Source organism: Sphingomonas larreae, assembly GCF_051400595.1.
Classification (GTDB): domain Bacteria; phylum Pseudomonadota; class Alphaproteobacteria; order Sphingomonadales; family Sphingomonadaceae; genus Sphingomonas.
The window spans coordinates 887,961-905,960 of record NZ_JBLFFI010000001.1 but is presented as its reverse complement, the minus strand read 5'-3'; the positions used below and the strand labels follow the sequence as shown (position 1 = coordinate 905,960).

The window sequence follows — 18,000 nt, the reverse complement described above, 5'->3', positions numbered from 1 at the left end:
AAGGTCGTCAACCCTGTCATATGAAAGTCATTGTTTCATTGGCTCGTTTTGACCGCCCTCATTCGTGGAATTCGCTCGCCTCGGGGATGCGACCGAAGGCGATCTTGCTGCCGACCCGGTCCAGTCGGCCGCCGTCGAGCGGGCCCACCGACACCGCGTTGCGGCCGAACCGCTCGTTGAGCCGGTCCATCGCGCGGCTGAGCGCCAGCGTGCGGGTCTCGCGCGCGAGCGGGTCGTCGGGGTCGAGCGCGGCGAACAGCGAGCCTTGTTCGGCGGCGACCGGCTCGATTTCCGCCAGCGTGACGCCGATCAGGCGGCAGCCGCTGCGGTGCGTCACGCCGGCCTCGCGCAGCCGCGGGAACAGCGCGTCGAGCCGCGCCAGCATCACGAAGCTGTCCTGCGTGGCGGGCAGCTTGACGCTCGCGCGCCACTTGCTCTTGTCGTCCTCGAAGCGCGCGTGAAGCACCAGCAGCCGCGCGCGATAGCCTTTGCGCCGCAGCCGGCTGGCGGCCTTGAGCGCGAGCCGCCGCGCGGTGAGCCGAACGGACTCGTAGCCGCGGTGGCGCGGCGACAGCACATGGCTATGCCCGATCGTCCGGCTCTGCGTCGGCTTCTCGGGCAGATCGACGCCGTGAAGCAGGTACCACAGCCGGTCGCCGTCGCTGCCGCCCCAGGCGTGGCCGGCGTCACGCGGGCGGCGCGCGAGCAGCTGGCGGATGTCATTGACGCCGTCGCGCGCGAGCCGGCGCTCCATGTTGGCGCCGATGCCCGCGATGTCGCGCAGCTTGAGCGGGTACAGCGCCTCGGGCAGCGCCTCCGCCTCGAACACCACCAGTCCGTCCGGCTTCTGCAGGTCGGAGGCGAGCTTGGCGAGCAGCCGATTGGGCGCGATCCCGATCGAGCAGGTGAGATACGTGCCGACCGCGCGCGCGAGCCCCTGCTTGATCCGCCCCGCCAATGCGAGCGCGGCGTCGCGGCCGTTCTCATTGTCGAGCAGCCGGCAGGCCACCTCGTCGATCGAGCAGACGCGCGTCACGGGCACGTGGCGCTCCACCTCGGCGACGATGCGATGGTGGTAGGCGACGTAGAGCTCGTGCCGCGCCGGGGTGACGACCAGGTCGCGGCACTTGCGCTTGGCTTCCCACACCGGCGTGCCCGTGGAGATCCCGTGACGCTTGGCCTCGCGTGACGCCGCGATCGCGACGGTGGTGTCGCTGTCGACCGGCGCGACGATCACCGGGCGCCCGCGCAGCGCCGGCTGCACCTGCTGCTCGACACTCGCGAAATAGCTGTTGAGGTCGAGAAACAGCCAGCGCAGCGGGCGGGGCGGCAGGCTGAGATCCGCGCTGGGCATCGGCCGGCGACTCGAAAGCAGGGGAAACGGAACGGGAACATGGCAGATGGCCGGCCGCTTGGCGAGCGGCGTGGTGCCGCTGTGCGGCTCTCGTGCCGCCGCTACCTTCCTCGCTTGCAACGGGAAGGGGGGAGGAAAGGCATACCCAAATGCTCCGGTTACGGAAGCAGCCCGCCCCGCTCCGGACCACCGGAGGCGCGTGCCCCGCTCGTCAGGTCGGGCCGGAGCTCGGTCCTTCGCTCTGTCGCGGAGAGAAGGCGCGCTCAACTTCCTATATGGTTCGGCAGAGAACCGGAGAGCCTCGCCATGACCCCGCGTACCTTCGCCGATTTCTGGCCCTTCTACCTCCGCGAGCACGCGCGGCCCGCCACGCGCGCGCTTCATTATGCCGGTACCGCGCTCAGCTTCGCTGCCGCCGCGCCCGCGCTGGCGTTCGGCGGATGGTGGTGGGCGGCGCTGCCGGTGGCGGGCTACGCCTTCGCCTGGGGGGCGCATGCCGCCGTCGAGCACAACCGTCCCGCCACCTTCCGGCACCCGTTCTGGTCGCTGCTCGCCGACTATCGCATGTTCTTCCTGTGGCTGACGGGGCGGCTCGCGCCGCATCTCGCCAAGGCCGGAGTGGCAGGACGATAGTTCTGCTCGCTTGCGCATCGCGCCTGCGCTCCGCATCTAGCGCCTCATGCATAACACAAGCGACACGCTGGCGCTGATCGGCAACACGCCGCTGGTGCGGCTCAAGGGGCCGAGCGAGGTGACCGGCTGCGACATCTTCGCCAAGTGCGAGTTCACCAACCCTGGCGCGAGCGTGAAGGATCGCGCCGCTCTGTTCATCGTGGAGGATGCCGAGGCGCGCGGCCAGCTCCAGCCCGGCGGCACGATCGTCGAGGGTACCGCGGGGAACACCGGGATCGGGCTGGCGCTGGTCGCCAACGCCAAGGGCTATCGCACCATCATCGTGATGCCCGACACGCAGTCCAAGGAGAAGATGGACACGCTGCGCGCGCTCGGCGCCGAGTTGGTGACCGTTCCCGCCGCGCCTTATTCGAGCCAATATCATTTCGTTCACACCTCGCGCCGCATCGCCGAGGAGACGCCCGGCGCGATCTGGGCCAACCAGTTCGACAACATCGCCAATCGCCGCGCCCATATCGTCGGGACCGCGGAGGAGATCTGGGCGCAGATGGAGGGCCGGATCGATGGCTTCACCTGCGCGGTCGGCACCGGCGGCACCTTCGCCGGAGTGGGGCTGGGGCTGAAGGCAAGGGACGAGCGTGTCTGTATCGCGCTGAGTGATCCGCACGGCGCCGCGCTCTACGATTATTATGCCTGCGGTGAGCTGCGCACGGAGGGCAATTCGGTCGCCGAGGGGATCGGCCAAGGGCGGATCACCGCCAATCTCGAGGGCGCGCCGGTCGACACCCAATTCCGTATCGCGGACCAGGAGGGCTTCGACTGGACCGAGCGGCTGCTGGCGGAGGAGGGGCTGTGCCTCGGCCTGTCGTCGGGGATCAACGTCGCCGGGGCGGTGCGGCTCGCGCGCCATCTCGGGCCCGGCAAGCGGATCGTGACGATCCTGTGCGATACCGGCTTTCGCTATCTCTCCACGCTTTATGACCCGGCATGGCTGGCGAGCAAGGGGCTGGTGCGCCAGCGACGTGACCAGGCGTGATCGACAGCGGCGCGACGATCGGTTAACGTTGCGCGACGAAATGAAGGCTTTGCAGAGAAAGAAGGCGGCCGCCGAGCGCCATGTCGCGGAGCAGGCACGCCAGCGGGTACGGGTCGGCATGGTCGGGCTGGCAATGGTGGTGCTGTTGATCGGCGTCGCCAGCGCGATCTTCTCGACCGTCGACCGCGAACGCCCCGTCGCGGTCGCCGGGGCGGCGCAGCCGGCGGTCGTGGCCAATATGAGCGTGCCGGGGCCGATCCCGACCGTGACGCCGACCAACGAGCCGCTCGCCGAACTCGGCGTCACCCCGAGCGCCGCCAACACCCCGCCGGCCGAAAAGCCCGCGCCCGAGCACAAGTGACCCGCCGCGCGCCCGGGCGTGGCGCGGTGCCTTGTAGCGGAAATCATTGCGCGGGTGGCAGCCCGCCCGGCCGCGCTTCACCGATCCCGTCTGCGGTGGCTCGCGTGCGGACGTTCCACAACAGCTCGCTTCATCCTGAAGTCGTTTCACTACCTTCCGTCCGGCGGGTGCCGGGCCGCGAGGTGTTTGCAGGCAGGTGGATGCTGAAGCGAGTTCGGGACAACGCCTTTGGCGGGCTGTCGCGCGCTAAGCGGCAAGCCTTCGCGCTAGCGGGATCGCAGAATCGCGAACGCTGTCGCGTGCCGCACTCCGGTCCTGCGTCCGCTTGGATAGCGGCGCCGCGCCGGGGAAGTTCGGGGACGCCGTGCCTCACACTCCGGGATCGGCTCGAATCAGGTGCCTCACGAGCGTCACCGCGTCCGCCTCCCGGCACGTAGCGTCAACGGAATCGGGCAAAATCCCGAGTATCCCCGACTGTCCCCGAATTTCCCTTCTCATCCCCAGGTAACCCTGATACGTAACCTCCACGACATTGGGGGCAGGACCACTGTTGTTGGCTGACGGGCAGCGTCGGCGGGCGGCGATGGCCGTTCGACGAAACAGGAGGTCGTGCGCTCCGAGTGTGAGGTGGGCGTGGTCGAAAGGGTGGACTATCAGGGAAAGGGGCTTGGTCTTGTCGACGACAAGGGCCGTGTCGCGATTCCCAACACCCTGCGCGCGATGCTTGCCAAGAACGCCCCGCGCGAGGACGGCAAGGACGGCGGCACCGTCATCATTGCGCCCCATCCCGAGCATCGCTGCCTGATCGCCTATGATCCCGGGTTCGTGCCGTTCTGGAAAGCGAAGCTGGAAGCGCTCGACGCTGCACAGTTCGAGCGTACCGGTCGCGTCGACTATAACATCCTCGACCGCGCCGGCGGCGCCGAGCCGCTGCCGTTCGACGGCTCGGGCCGCTTCATCATGCCCGCGTTCGAGCGTCGCTACGCGCGGATCGCGGGCGCGGCGGTGTTCCTGGGTGCGTTCAACTGGATCACGATCTGGGCGCCCAACATCCTGCTCGAAACTCCCGACATCGACCCCTTCCTCAAGGAATATGTCGAGTTCACCTGCGAGGAGAAGGGGATCGCGCTATGATGAGCGAGACCGCCCCGACGACCGGCCTGCCCCCCGGTCCCGCCGCCGCGCCGCACGTGCCCGTGCTGCTCGCGCCCGTGCTCGCTGCGCTCGCCCCCGCCCCCGGCGAGCGCCACGTCGACGCGACCTTCGGCGCCGGCGGCTACACGCGCGCCTTGCTCGCCGCGGGCGCGGAGGTGATCGCGTTCGACCGCGACCCTGACGCGGTCGCGACCGGTCGCGCGCTGGCGGCGGCCGAACCGCGGCTGACGATCGTCGCCGCCACCTTCTCGGCGCTCGCCGAGGAGCTGGAAACGCGTGGGCTCGTGCCGGTCGACGGCGTCACGATGGACATCGGCGTCTCCTCGATGCAGCTCGACCAGCCCGAGCGCGGCTTCTCCTTCCAGGGCGACGGGCCGCTCGACATGCGGATGAGCCAGGAAGGGCCGTCCGCCGCCGATTTCCTCAACACCGCCGACGAGGAAGCGATCGCCGACGTGCTCTACCGCTATGGCGAGGAGCCCAAATCGCGCCGGATCGCGCGTGCGATCGTGGCGGCGCGGCCGCTGACCACCACCGCGCAGTTCGCCGCGGTGGTGCGGCGCGCGCTCGGGCATCGCCCGCACGACAAGAAAGACCCGGCGACCCGCGCGTTCCAGGCGGTGCGGATCCACGTCAACGGCGAGCTCGACGAGCTGGAGCGCGGACTTGCGGCCGCCGAGCGCGTGCTGCGCCCCGGCGGCCGGCTCGCAGTGGTCAGCTTTCACTCGCTCGAGGATCGCATCGTCAAACGCTTCCTGCGTGATCGCGCGGGCGCGGCGCCGGGCGGCTCGCGCCACCTGCCGGCGGCGGCGCCGACGCGCGCAGCGACCTTCGAAATCAGCGGGCGCGCGGTGCGCGCCGATGCGGCGGAATTGGCGGCGAACCCGCGCGCGCGCTCCGCGACACTGCGCGCGGCACGACGGACGACGGCGGCACCCTGGGGTTTGGAGGCGTAACGATGGCGGCGATGTATCGGTTGAAGGGGCTAGGCTGGCTGACCAGCTGCGCGATGGTGGCGATCGGCTTCTACCTCGTCTCGTCGCAGGTCGCCGCCGAGCGCAAGCGGATCGAGCAGCTCGACCGCAAGATCGTCGGCGCGCAGCGCGACATCCGTGCGCTCGAAACCGAGTTCGACGTGCGCGCCAATCTCGCCCAGCTCGAGCGCTGGAACGGTGACACGCTGGCGCTCACCGTGCCGACCGCCGCGCAGTTCGTGCGCGACGAGGCAGCGCTCGCCGCTTTGTCGCCCAACCAGCCCGCACCCGTGCCGCTGCCTGGCAGCGCCGCCCCGGTGCAGACCGCGCAGCTGATCGTCCCCGCCGCCCCCGTCGTCGTCGCCGCGCCTGCACCCGCCGTTTCCGCCGCCTCCGCTACCGTTCGCACCGCGGCCGTCGCGACGGTGAAGGTGGCGGCGGCGAAACCGGCCGCCGCGCCCCGCCTGACGCCGGCGGTGGTGGCGGCGGCCGCACCCGCCACCGCCTCGGCGCGCGCCGCCAAGGTCGCGATGCTCGACCGCGCGCTGCTGAGCGAGACCACCGTGGGTGACCTGCTCAGCCGCGCGCGCACCGAACGCGGTCGCTTGCGGTGACCGCACTCGTCGCCCGTCCGGTCCGTGGCGCGCGCGCGGGCGACCAGCGCCAGCAGCTGCTCGCGACCCAGCATCTGCGCCTGATGGTGCTGATGCTGCTGTTCGTCGCCGGCGTGCTGGTGGTGATCGGCCGGCTCGCGATGCTTGGCGTGGTGGCGAGCGGCGACCGCAGCAGCGCGCTGACCGCGGCGGTGCCGCGCGGCGACATCGTCGATCGCAACGGCGCGCCGCTCGCGCGCACGATCGACGCCTGGACGATCGGCGTTCACCCCAAGAAACTGATCGGCGACCCCTCCGAGATCGCACGCCGCCTTGCCGAGCTGATGCCCGAGCGCGGCGATCAGTCCTGGTTCTACGCACAGATCACCAAGCCGGTGAGCTTCACCTATCTCAATCGCCGCGCCAGCCCAGCGCTGGTGGAGGCGGTCAATGCGATCGGCGAGCCCGGCATCGTGTTCGAGCGCGAGACGCAGCGGCTCTATCCGCAGAGCGCGCTGGCGGCGCACGCGCTCGGCTTCATCAGCGGCGGCCACGGCATGAGCGGGATCGAGCGCGCGCTCGACGACCGGCTGACCAACCCCGCCACGATCGGCCAGCCGGTGGCGCTGTCGCTCGATACCCGCGTGCAGGCCGCGCTGGAGAGCGAGCTGGGCCGCGCGATGACCACCTTCTCGGCGCGCGGCGGCGGCGGCATCGTGCTTGACGTCCATACGGGCGAGGTGCTGGCCATGGTGTCGCTGCCGACCTTCAACCCCAATCGCGTCGGCATGTCGGGCAGCGACCAGCTGCGCAACCTGACGACGCAGAGCGTGTTCGAACTGGGCTCGACGTTCAAGCCGATCACCATGGCGACCGCGATCGACACCGGCGTGGTCACCTCGATGGAGGCGCGCTTCGACGCGACGCACCCGCTCCAGATCGGCCGTTACACGATCCATGACGAGCGCGGTGATCCCAAGCGCTGGCTCAACATGGCGGAGACGCTGATCTATTCGTCGAACGTCGCCACCGCGCGGGTGGCCGACGAGGTCGGCCAGCAGCGCATGGAGACGATGTTCCGCAAGCTCGGGTTCGACACCCGGCCGGACATCGAGATCCGCGAGAAGGGCCGGCCGCTGTGGCCGCGCTACTGGGCGCGCACTACCACGATGACGACCGCGTTCGGCCACGGCATCGCGGTCACTCCGCTCCACCTCGCCAATGCGTATGCCGCTCTGGTGAATGGGGGAGTCTGGCGGCCCGCGACGCTGCTCAAGCTTCAGCCGGGGCATGCGCCGGTCGGACGCCGCGTGATCAGCGAGGCGACCAGCGCGCGAATGCGGCAGATGCTGCGGCTGGTGGTGCTGCGCGGCACCGGGCGCAAGGGCGATGCGCCGGGCTATCGCGTCGGCGGCAAGACCGGCACCGCGGAGGCCGCGGTGGCGGGCGGCTACGACCGGTCGCGCAACGTCGCCACCTTCGCGGCGGCTTTCCCGATGGATGCGCCGCGCTATGTCGTGCTCGCGATGCTCGACTCGCCGCAGGGAACGAAGGAGACCTTCGGGTGGAAGACCGCAGCGTGGAACGCCGCCCCGGTGGTCGGGCGCACGATCGCGCGCGTCGGCTCGATGCTGGGCGTGGTGCCCGACGATCACCGCGACGTCGACGTCTCGGACATCCTGCCCACGCTGTGGCAGGGCGACGACGCGCCGAAGAGCGGCGGGCAGTGAGGCGGGCACGATGAGGCTGGGCGCGCTCACCGGCGGCGACGAGGCCGCTACCGTCACCGGATTCGCGATCGACCATCGCAAGGTCGCCCCGGGCAACGTCTTCGGTGCGTTCGAGGGGCTGCGCGTCAACGGCGAGGATTATATCGCCGCTGCGGTGGAGGCGGGCGCGGTGGCGGTGGTGGCGCGGCCGCAGGCGCGCGTGGACGGCGCGGTCCATGTCGCCGATGACAACCCGCGCGAGCGCTTCGCGCAGCTCGCCGCGCGCTTCTACGCGCCGTTTCCCGCAACCGCGGTGGCGGTGACCGGCACCAACGGCAAGACCTCCACCGTCGAGATGACGCGCCAGCTCTGGCGCATGGCGGGGCATCACGCCGCCTCGATCGGCACGCTCGGCGTCACCACCGCGGAAGAGCGCGTGGTCACCGGGCTCACCACCCCCGACGTCGTGACCTTCCTGTCGAACGTCGCGGGGCTGGCGCGCGAGGGGGTGACGCACGTCGCGTTCGAGGCTTCGAGCCACGGGTTGAGCCAGTATCGCACCGAAGGGCTGCCGGTGCGCGCCGCCGCCTTCACCAATCTCGGCCGCGACCATCTCGACTATCATGGCGACATGGCGGCCTATTTCACCGCCAAGCTGCGTTTGTTCGCGCAGGTGCTGAGCGACGACGGCAGTGCGGTGGTGTGGGCGGACGATCCCCAGTCCGAGCGCGTGATCGACCTGGCGCGCGAGCGCGGCAACCGCGTCGTCACGGTGGGCGAGCACGGCGACGACGTCCGGCTGCTCGAGCGCACGCCGACCTTGCTGGGGCAGGGGCTGGTGGTTCGCGCCGGCGGCACCGAGCACCGCGTCCAGCTGCCGCTGATCGGCGGCTATCAGGCGGCCAATGCGCTGATCGCGGCGGGGCTGGTGATCGCCACCGGCGGCGACGTCGCGCAGACTATCGCCGGCCTGGCGCGGCTCCAGCCGGTGCGCGGCCGGCTCGAGCGCGCCGCGATCACCGCCACGGGCGCGCCGGTCTATGTCGATTATGCGCATACGCCCGACGCGATCGAGGCGGCCTGTGCGGCGCTGCGCCCGCACGTCGCCGCGCGCCTGATCCTGGTGGTCGGTGCCGGCGGCGACCGCGACGCGGGCAAGCGCGAGCCGATGGGCCAGGTGGCGGCGGCATCGGCGGACGTGGTGATCGTCACCGACGACAACCCGCGCTCCGAGAATCCTGCCGCGATCCGCGCCGATCTGCTCAAGGGCGCGCCGGGCGCGCGCGAGATCGGCGATCGCCGTGCCGCCATCGCCGCGGCGGTGCGCGAGGCGGCGGCGGGCGACATCGTGCTGATCGCGGGCAAGGGGCACGAGCAAGGGCAGATCGTCGGCGAGATGGTGCTGCCATTCGACGACGTCGCGGTCGCGCGGGAGATGGCGGCGTGAGCGGGGTGGTGGACAAAATCACCTCCGCTCGGGGAGGAGTGTCATGAGCCTCTGGACCGCCGCCGACATTGCGCGCGCGACCGGCGGCGCCGCCACCGCCGACTTCGCCGCCGCCGGCGTCGCGTTCGACTCGCGCGAGGTAGGGCCGGGCGACCTGTTCGTCGCGCTTGCCGGCGAGCATAGCGATGGCCACCGCTTCCTCGACCAGGCGTTCGCGCAGGGCGCCGCCGGGGCGATCGTGTCGCGCAATGGCGCACACCCGGCGGTCCGCGTCACGGACACCTTCGCCGCGCTGGAGACGCTCGCCCGCGCCGCGCGCGCGCGCGTGGCCGGCAAGGTGATCGGCGTCACCGGCTCGGTCGGCAAGACCTCGACCAAGGAGGCGCTGTTCGCCGCGCTCGATCGCTCCCCGAGCCGACACGCGCACCGCTCGGTGAAGAGCTACAACAATCATACCGGCGTGCCGCTCAGCCTGGCGCGGATGCCTGCGGCGAGCGACTATGCGGTGCTGGAGATGGGGATGAACCACCCCGGCGAGCTCGCCCATCTCACCACGCTCGTCCGCCCGCACGTCGCGATCGTCACCGCCATCGCGCCGGCGCACACCGAGTTCTTCCCGGACGAGAGCGCCATCGCGGACGCCAAGGGCGAGATTTTCCGGGGGCTCGAACCCGGCGGGATGGCGATCATCCCTTATGACAGCCCGCACCGAGAGCGGCTGATCGCCGCGGCGATGCCGTATGCCGCGCGGATCGTCACCTTCGGCCTGGACAAGCGCGCCGACGTCCATGCCGCCGAGGTGATGCCTTCGCCGCGCGGCGGCACCTTCGTCAGCGCCCGCGTCGGCGTACGCGAGCTCAACATGACGATCGCGCAGCCCGGGCAGCATTGGGTCTCGAACGCGATGGCGATACTCGCCGCGGTCGATGCGGTCGGCGCCGACCTCGCGCTGGCGGGGCTCGCGCTCGCCGAGCTTGGCGGGCTCGCCGGGCGCGGCGCGCGGCGCGACATCGCGGTTGGCGACGGCCGCGCGCTCCTCATCGACGAGAGCTACAATGCCAACCCGGCCTCGATGCGGGCGACGCTGGCGGTGCTGGCGCAGGAGCCCGGCCGTCACGTCGCGGTGCTGGGCGAGATGCGCGAGCTGGGCGACGGCTCGGCGGCCTATCACGAGGCGCTTGCTCCCGCGGTGACGGCGGCGCGCGTCGAAACGGCCGTGCTGGTCGGCGAGGCGATGGCGCCGCTCGCCGCGGCGCTTGAGGGGCAGGTCGATTTCGTCCATGTGCGCGATGCCGCTGCGGCGCTGGACCAGATCCGCGCCCTGCTCCGTCCGGGGGACGCGGTGCTCGTCAAGGGATCGAACGGGGTCGGACTGTCGCGGCTGGTCGCCGCGCTCGCCGACAAGGTGGATTGAGTGCTGTACTGGATCGCGGAGCATCTGGGTTTCCCCGGCGGGCTCAACCTCATCCGCTATCTCTCGTTTCGCGCCGGCGCGGCGGTGGCGACCGCTCTGTTCATCGGCCTGATCATCGGCCCGCGCTTCATCGGCTGGCTGCGCGTGCGTCAGGGCAAGGGCCAGCCGATCCGCGCCGACGGCCCGCAGACCCATCTCGCCAAGCGCGGCACGCCGACGATGGGCGGGCTGATGATCCTCACCGCGCTGACTTTGTCGATCCTGCTGTGGATGAACCTCGCCAACCCGTTCGTCTGGGCGTGCCTGTGCGTCACGCTCGGCTTCGGCGCGATCGGCTTCCTCGACGACTATGACAAGGTGCGCAAGGCGAGCACCGCGGGTATCTCGGGGCGGACGCGACTGCTGCTCGAGTTCCTGATCGCGGGCATCGCCGCCTGGATCATCATGCAGGAGAATGGCTCGGGGCTCTACCTGCCGTTCACCAACAGCTATTTCATCGATCTCGGCTATGCCTACCCGCTGTTCGCCGCCTTCACGATCGTGGCCTTCGGCAATTCGGTGAACCTCACCGACGGACTCGACGGGCTCGCCACCATGCCGGTGATCATCGCCGCGGTGGCGTTCATGATCATCGCCTATCTCGTCGGCAACGTGAAGTTCGCCGACTATCTCGGCATTCCGCACGTGCCGCGCGCGGGCGACATGGCGATCTTCTGCGGCGCGATGGTCGGGGCGGGGCTCGCTTTCCTGTGGTACAATGCGCCGCCCGCGGCGGTGTTCATGGGCGATACCGGCAGCCTCGCGCTCGGCGGCGCGCTGGGGACGATCGCGGTGGTGGCGCACCATGAGATCGTGCTGGGGATCATCGGCGGGCTGTTCGTGGTCGAGGCGCTGTCGGTCATCATCCAGGTGTTCTGGTACAAGCGCACCGGCAAGCGCATCTTCCGCATGGCGCCGATCCACCACCATTTCGAGCAGCTCGGCTGGAGCGAGCCCACGGTGGTGATCCGCTTCTGGATCATCGCCCTGGTGCTGGCGCTCGCCGGTCTCTCCACGTTGAAGCTGCGGTGAGGGCGATGTCGTCATCGCCCTCACCGCACCCCGGCGTAGGCCGCGGTCCCGAACAATGATCCTGGCGCGCGCCTGGGCGGGAAAACATTATGCGGTGCTCGGGTTGGCACGCTCGGGCGCCGCGACCGTGCGCGCGCTGCTCGCCGCCCGCGCGCGCGTGACGGCGTGGGACAGCGACGCGGCAAAGCGCGAGCAGATCCTCCCCGCTGGCGGGGAGAGGGACCGCCCGGCGCAGCCGGGGGGTGGAGGGGGCTTGCCTCATGGCGCAACGCTTGAGGAAGCCCACCTCCACCAGCCTGCGGCTGGCGGTCCCCAGCAGCGGGTTGACCATGCCCCGCATGGTCAAGGCTCGTTCGGGGGACGATCCGACCCGCTGCTCCTTGCCGGGGAGGATCTTCGGATCTCCGATCTCGCCACCCTCGACCTCGCCACCTTCGACGCGCTGGTCGTCTCACCCGGCGTGCCGCTCAACACGCACCCGCTCGCCGCGGCGGCGCGGGCCGCGGGCGTGCCGATCGTCGGCGACATCGAGCTGTTCGCGCGGGCGCGCGCCGAGCTGCCGCCGCACCGGGTCGTCGGCATCACCGGCACCAACGGCAAGTCGACCACCACCGCGCTGGTCCACCACCTCCTCGACGCCGCCGGCTTGCCCGCGCGCATGGGCGGCAACATCGGCCTGCCGATCCTCGCGCAGGAACCGCTGCCCGCGGGCGGCGTCTACGTGCTCGAGCTGTCGAGCTACCAGATCGACCTGACGCAGACGCTCGACTGCGATGTCGCGGTGCTGCTCAACGTCACCCCCGACCATCTCGACCGCTACGCCGGGTTCGAGGATTATGCCGCCAGCAAGGCGCGGCTGTTCGCGATGCAGTCGCCGCGACACCGCGCAGTGATCGGCACGGGTGATGCCGCTTCGGCCGCGATCGCGCAGGGCTTCGCGCACCGCGGGGAGACGATCACCACGATCGCGCCGGGCACGCCGCTCGACCAGTCGCGCTGGCCCTCGTTGCAGGGGCCGCACAATGCGCAGAACGCGCTCGCCGCGATCGCGGTGGCGGAGGCGCTCGGCCTAGACCGTGCCACGATCGAAGCGGGGCTCGAGACCTTCAACGGGCTGCCCCATCGCATGGAGCGGGTGGCGACGCTGGGCGGCGTCACCTGGATCGATGACAGCAAGGCGACCAATCCGGAGAGCGCCGCCCCCGCGCTCGCCGCCTATCCGCGCGTCCACTGGATCCTCGGCGGCCGCGCCAAGGGCGACGACCTGGACGCCTGCGTCCCGCATTTCGGCAACGTCGTGCGCGCCTATACGATCGGTGAGGCGGGGCCGCGCTTCGCGGCGCTGCTGCGCGACCACGTCCCTGTTGCGGAGGCGGAGACGCTGGAGCGCGCGGTGCGGATCGCCGCGGGCGAGGCGCAACGCGGCGAGGTGGTGCTGCTGTCGCCGGCGGCGGCTTCGTTCGACCAGTTCCGTGATTACGAGCATCGCGGCGCCGCGTTCCGCGCGGCAGTGGAGGCGCTGGCATGACCGACGTGAGCAGGGCACAGCGGGCGGGGCTGAAGGGGCGTGGCGGTCGCGGCGACCCGTCGCCGCTCGGCACCTGGTTCTGGGACATCGACCGCGTGCTGCTGTTGCTCGCCTTGTTCCTGATCGCGATCGGGCTGATCGCGGTCGCCGCAGGGTCGCCGGCGAGCGCGTCGCGTTACTCGGGCGAGCATCTCAAATTCGCACCGCTGCATTATTTCTGGCGCCAGCTGCTGTGGGCGGGCGTGTCGCTGCCGGTGCTGTTCGGCGTGTCGATGCTGCCGGTGACGGCAGCGCGGCGCATGTCGCTGATCGGCGCGGCGGTCTGCGTCGCGCTGCTGATGATCGTGCCGTTCGCGGGCGTGGTGGTGAACGGTGCGCGGCGCTGGATCGGCCTGGGCTTCGCGCAATTCCAGCCGTCCGAGTTTCTCAAGCCCTTCTTCGTCGTCGCGGTGGCGTGGCTGCTGTCGCTCAAGTCGCGTGACGAGGAGCTGCCGGTGACGATGATCACCGCCGGTCTCACCGGCTTGATCGCGGTGCTGCTGATGCTCCAGCCCGATTTCGGTCAGACCGTGATCTTCTGCTGCATCTGGCTGGCGCTCGTCACGATCGCGGGCACGCCGACGCGCGTGATCATGGGCTTCGTCGCGATGGTGCCCGCCGCGCTGGTGGCAGCCTATCTGTTCTACAGCACCGCGCGCGCGCGCATCGACGCCTTCCTGTTCCCCGGTTTGGAAGGCGAGGGCGCGGCGGACCATTTCCAGACCGACGCGGCGCATCGCACGCTTACCTCGGGCGGCTGGTTCGGCACCGGGCCGGGCGGCGGCACCGTCAAATACGGCCTGCCCGAGGCGCATACCGACTATATCTTTTCCGTCATCGGCGAGGAGTTTGGGCTGCTCGCCTGCATGGTGGTGGCGCTGGTGTTCCTCGCGCTGGTGGTGCGCGTGTTCGTCAAGTTGCTGGACGAGCAGGACCCGTTCAAGCTGCTCGCCGCCTCGGGGCTGGCGGTGCAGTTCGGCGCGCAGGCGCTGATCTCGATGGCGGTCAACACCGGGCTCGCGCCGTCCAAGGGAATGACGCTGCCGTTCATCAGCTACGGCGGCTCGTCGATGGTGGCGCTGTCGCTCGGCATGGGGCTGCTGCTGGCGTTCACGCGGCGCAACCCGTTCCTGCTGCGCAGCCCCTATATCACGCGATGGAACGCCGAATGACGCCCGTGCAGGACTTTCGCCCGCGCCACTTCGTGCTCGCCGCGGGCGGCACCGGCGGCCATATGGTGCCAGCGGCGGCGCTCGCGACCGAGCTGACCAAGCGCGGCCACCGCGTCGCGCTGGTGAGCGACGCGCGCGGGGTGCGCTTCCCGGGGTTGTTCGAGGACGTGCAGACCCACGTCATCCCCGCCGGGCGCTTCGCCGGCGGCCCGCTCGGCTGGGCCAAGGCGGCGCGGCTGATGATGCAGGGCCGCGCCATGGCGGCCGAGCTGTACCGGACGTTCAAGCCCGCCGCGGTGATCGGCTTCGGCGGCTACCCCGCTTATCCCGCGTTGTCGGCGGCGTTCGCGGCGGGAATCCGCACCGCGGTGCACGAGCAGAATGCGGTGCTCGGCCGGGTCAACCGGCTGGTGGCGGGCAAGGTCGACGCGATCGCGACCAGCTATGCCGAGACCGAGCGGCTGCGCCCGCGCCACCAGGCCAAGGCGCACCATGTCGGCAACCCGGTGCGCGAGAGCGTGCTCGCGCTGCGCGCCAAGCCCTATCCGCTGCTCGACGAGGACAGCATCTTTCGCGTGCTCGTCACCGGCGGCAGCCAGGGCGCATCGGTGCTGAGCCAGGTGGTGCCCGAGGGATTGGCGATGCTGCCGGTCGCGTTCCGCCGCCGCCTTCAGGTGACGCATCAGGCGCGGATCGAGGACATCGACGCCGCGCGCGAAACCTATGCGCGGCTGGAGATCGCGGCCGACCTCGCCACCTATCTGCCCGACCTTCCCGAGCAGCTCGGCTGGGCGCATGTGGTGATCGCGCGCGCGGGTGCCTCGACCATCGCCGAGCTGACCGCGGCGGGGCGCCCCGCCATCCTGGTGCCGCTCCCCAGCGCCACCGACGACCACCAGACCGCCAATGCGCGCGAGATCACCCGCGCCGGCGGCGCGCGCACGATCGCGCAATCCGCCTTCACTCCCAGCGAGCTCGCCAAGCAGATGCAGAAACTCGGGCTCGACCCGGAAGCGCTTCAGAACGCCGCCGCGCGCGCCCGCGCCTGCGGCACGCCCGAGGCGGCGAGCGACCTTGCCGATCTGGTGGAGAGCCTCGACTCGCCCGAGTCGCGGCTGCCGGTCGGCCGGGTCGTGCAGCGCAAGGCGTTCGCATGAGGGGAGTCGCCACCGATATCGGGACGATCCACTTCGTCGGCATCGGCGGGATCGGCATGTCCGGCATCGCCGAGGTGATGCACAATCTCGGCTATAGCGTGCAGGGCTCGGACGTCGCCGAGGGCTATGTCGTCGAGGGCCTGCGCGCGCGCGGCATCAAGGTGACGATTGGGCACGACGCCGCGAACGTCGCGGGGGCGGCGGTGGTGGTCACCTCCACCGCGGTGAAGCGCGGCAACCCCGAGGTGGAGGCGGCGCTGCAAAACCGCGTCCCCGTCGTCCGTCGCGCCGAGATGCTCGCCGAGCTGATGCGGCTGAAGTCGACCGTCGCGGTCGCGGGCACGCACGGCAAGACCACGACCACATCGATGGTGGCGGCGCTGCTCGACGCCGGCGGGGTCGACCCCACCGTGATCAACGGCGGCATCATCAACAGCTATGGCTCAAACGCCCGGCTCGGCGCGAGCGACTGGATGGTGGTCGAGGCGGACGAGAGCGACGGCAGTTTTCTGCGGCTCGACGGCACGATCGCGGTGGTCACCAACATCGATCCCGAGCATCTCGACCATTACGGCAGCTTCGACCGCGCCAAGGACGCTTATGTCGAGTTCGTCGAGAACGTGCCCTTCTACGGCGCGGCGCTGCTGTGCCTCGACCATCCCGAGGTGCAGGCGCTGATCCCGCGCGTGCGCGACCGCCGCATCGTCACCTATGGCTTCGCCGCCTCGGCCGACGTGCGCGGCGTCAACGTGGCGCCCTATCCCGGCGGCAACCGCTTCGAGGCACAGGTGCGCGCGCGCGACGGCGCGGTGCGCTCGATCGAAGGTATCGACCTGCCGATGCCCGGCCGCCACAATGTCCAGAACGCGCTCGCCGCGATCGGTGTCGCGCTCGAGCTCGGCATCGACGACGCGACGATCCAGAAGGGCTTCGAGCGCTTCTCCGGCGTCAAGCGTCGCTTCACCAAGGTGGGCGAGGTCGCGCTTGAGGGCGGCGCGGCGACGATCGTCGACGATTACGGCCACCACCCGGTCGAGATCCGCGCGGTGCTCGCCGCCGCGCGCGAGTCCGCGCCGGGTCGGGTGATCGCGGTGGTGCAGCCGCATCGCTACTCGCGGCTCGGCAATCTGATGGAGGAGTTCCGCGGCGCGTTCAACGACGCCGACCTCGTCTATGTCACGCCGGTCTATGCCGCGGGCGAGGCGCCGGTGCCCGGCGTCGACTCGGCCGCGCTGGTGGCGGGGCTGCGCGACCGGGGCCATCGCCAGGCCGAACTGGTCAAGGACGCCGCCGCGCTCGCCGCTGCGCTCGCGGGCGAATTGCGCGCGGGTGATCAGGTGGTCTGCCTCGGCGCGGGCGACATCACCAAATGGGCGGCGGGGCTCGCCGGCGCGATCGAGGCGCAGCGGCGGTGAGCGTCGCCACGCTCCCTTCGGTGCGCGGGCGGCTCACCGCCGGTGCCGCGCTGGCGCCGCTCGTGTGGTTCAAGAGCGGCGGCGCGGCCGACTGGCTGTTCGAGCCCGCGGACGCGGACGATCTCGCTGCCTTCCTCGCCGCGCTCGACCCGGGCGTGCCGGTGCTGCCGCTGGGGCTCGGTTCGAACCTGATCGTGCGCGACGGCGGCGTGCCGGGCGTAACGATCCGGCTCGGCAAGGCCTTCGCGCAGGTGGAACCGATCGGCGACTCGCGGCTGCGCTGCGGCGGCGGAGCGAGCGGCATCCTTGTGTCCTCGACCGCGCGCGACGCCGGCGTGGCGGGGGTGGAGTTCCTGCGCTCCATCCCGGGCACGGTCGGCGGCTTCGTGCGGATGAACGGCGGCGCCTATGGTCGCGAGACCGCCGACGTGCTGGTCGAGGCCGAGGTGGTGCTGCGCGACGGCACGCGGCGGACGCTGTCGCGCGACGAGCTGGGCTACAGCTACCGCCACTCGGCGCTGCCCGACGGGGCGGTGGTGGTGGGAGCGACCTTCCGCGGCATGCCGGGCGAGCCCGCCGCGATCCAGGCCGAGATGGACCGCATCGCCGCGGCGCGCGAGGCGAGCCAGCCGCTGCGGTCGCGCACCGGCGGCTCCACCTTCAAGAACCCGCCGGGCGCCAAGGCATGGGAGCTGGTCGACGCCGCCGGCTGCCGCGGGCTGCGCCGGGGCGACGCGCAGGTGAGCGAGAAGCATACCAACTTCCTCCTCAATCTCGGCGCGGCGAGCAGCGCCGAGATCGAGGCGCTGGGCGAGGACGTGCGCGCGCGGGTCAAGGCCGCGAGCGGCGTCGAACTGGAATGGGAGATACAACGCGTGGGTGACGGTATCATTCCTCCCCTGCAAGGAACAGCGGGTCGGATCTTCCCCCGGACGATCCTTG

The 18,000-nt window shown here is 70.9% G+C and carries 15 protein-coding genes and 1 pseudogene; 15 read left to right on the top strand and 1 reads right to left on the bottom strand.

Going from position 1 to position 18,000, the window contains the following annotated elements; translation table 11 throughout:
• Positions 1-58: 58 nt before the first annotated feature.
• Positions 59-1,354, bottom strand: coding sequence for a DNA polymerase Y family protein (locus ACMGDM_RS03965; protein ID WP_436802813.1), 1,296 nt, complete (start codon positions 1,352-1,354; stop codon positions 59-61).
• Positions 1,355-1,660: 306 nt separating this feature from the next.
• On the opposite strand from ACMGDM_RS03965, the gene ACMGDM_RS03960 reads away from it, so the two are divergent.
• The 15 genes and pseudogenes from ACMGDM_RS03960 to murB form a co-directional block, all read left to right on the top strand.
• Positions 1,661-1,987: an Mpo1-like protein gene (locus ACMGDM_RS03960; RefSeq protein WP_436802812.1), complete on the top strand. Its 327-nt coding sequence runs from the start codon at positions 1,661-1,663 to the stop codon at positions 1,985-1,987.
• A gap of 46 nt (positions 1,988-2,033) precedes the next feature.
• Positions 2,034-3,023 (top strand): cysteine synthase A, encoded by a 990-nt coding sequence (locus tag ACMGDM_RS03955; RefSeq protein WP_436802811.1) that lies wholly within the window; start codon positions 2,034-2,036, stop codon positions 3,021-3,023.
• A 40-nt stretch (positions 3,024-3,063) separates the two neighbouring features.
• Positions 3,064-3,384, top strand: a complete 321-nt coding sequence (locus ACMGDM_RS03950; RefSeq protein WP_436802810.1) for a hypothetical protein — start codon at positions 3,064-3,066, stop codon at positions 3,382-3,384.
• 633 nt (positions 3,385-4,017) lie between these two features.
• Positions 4,018-4,518 (top strand): division/cell wall cluster transcriptional repressor MraZ, encoded by a 501-nt coding sequence (locus tag ACMGDM_RS03945; RefSeq protein ID WP_436802809.1) that lies wholly within the window; start codon positions 4,018-4,020, stop codon positions 4,516-4,518.
• Complete coding sequence (gene rsmH / locus ACMGDM_RS03940; RefSeq protein WP_436802808.1) at positions 4,518-5,495, top strand: 16S rRNA (cytosine(1402)-N(4))-methyltransferase RsmH; 978 nt, start codon at positions 4,518-4,520, stop codon at positions 5,493-5,495. Before ACMGDM_RS03945 ends, rsmH begins: the two co-directional genes overlap by 1 nt.
• A gap of 2 nt (positions 5,496-5,497) precedes the next feature.
• Entirely contained in the window at positions 5,498-6,127 is a 630-nt protein-coding gene (locus ACMGDM_RS03935; RefSeq protein WP_436802807.1) for a hypothetical protein, read from the top strand.
• Positions 6,124-7,836 (top strand): peptidoglycan D,D-transpeptidase FtsI family protein, encoded by a 1,713-nt coding sequence (locus ACMGDM_RS03930; RefSeq protein ID WP_436802806.1) that lies wholly within the window; start codon positions 6,124-6,126, stop codon positions 7,834-7,836. Before ACMGDM_RS03935 ends, ACMGDM_RS03930 begins: the two co-directional genes overlap by 4 nt.
• A 10-nt stretch (positions 7,837-7,846) precedes the next feature.
• Positions 7,847-9,262 (top strand): UDP-N-acetylmuramoyl-L-alanyl-D-glutamate--2,6-diaminopimelate ligase, encoded by a 1,416-nt coding sequence (locus tag ACMGDM_RS03925; protein ID WP_436802805.1) that lies wholly within the window; start codon positions 7,847-7,849, stop codon positions 9,260-9,262.
• Between the two features lie 43 nt (positions 9,263-9,305).
• On the top strand, positions 9,306-10,676 hold the full coding sequence (locus tag ACMGDM_RS03920) for a UDP-N-acetylmuramoyl-tripeptide--D-alanyl-D-alanine ligase (protein ID WP_436802804.1): 1,371 nt from the start codon (positions 9,306-9,308) through the stop codon (positions 10,674-10,676).
• On the top strand, positions 10,677-11,747 hold the full coding sequence (gene mraY / locus ACMGDM_RS03915) for a phospho-N-acetylmuramoyl-pentapeptide-transferase (protein ID WP_436802803.1): 1,071 nt from the start codon (positions 10,677-10,679) through the stop codon (positions 11,745-11,747). It abuts the gene before it with no gap.
• A gap of 55 nt (positions 11,748-11,802) precedes the next feature.
• Positions 11,803-13,275, top strand: a complete 1,473-nt coding sequence (gene murD, locus ACMGDM_RS03910) for a UDP-N-acetylmuramoyl-L-alanine--D-glutamate ligase (protein WP_436802802.1) — start codon at positions 11,803-11,805, stop codon at positions 13,273-13,275.
• The gene (locus ACMGDM_RS03905; RefSeq protein WP_436802801.1) at positions 13,272-14,486 is read left to right on the top strand and encodes an FtsW/RodA/SpoVE family cell cycle protein; all 1,215 of its coding nucleotides are present in this window, start codon (positions 13,272-13,274) and stop codon (positions 14,484-14,486) included. The genes murD and ACMGDM_RS03905 overlap by 4 nt, the downstream gene beginning before the upstream one ends.
• Complete coding sequence (gene murG / locus ACMGDM_RS03900; RefSeq protein WP_436802800.1) at positions 14,483-15,643, top strand: undecaprenyldiphospho-muramoylpentapeptide beta-N-acetylglucosaminyltransferase; 1,161 nt, start codon at positions 14,483-14,485, stop codon at positions 15,641-15,643. The genes ACMGDM_RS03905 and murG overlap by 4 nt, the downstream gene beginning before the upstream one ends.
• Complete coding sequence (gene murC / locus ACMGDM_RS03895) at positions 15,640-17,058, top strand: UDP-N-acetylmuramate--L-alanine ligase (protein ID WP_436802799.1); 1,419 nt, start codon at positions 15,640-15,642, stop codon at positions 17,056-17,058. The genes murG and murC overlap by 4 nt, the downstream gene beginning before the upstream one ends.
• Positions 17,013-17,939 (top strand): annotated as a pseudogene (murB, locus tag ACMGDM_RS03890) (UDP-N-acetylmuramate dehydrogenase); the annotation flags it as partial. The gene murC and the pseudogene murB, both read left to right, overlap by 46 nt.
• Between the last annotated feature and the right edge of the window lie 61 nt (positions 17,940-18,000).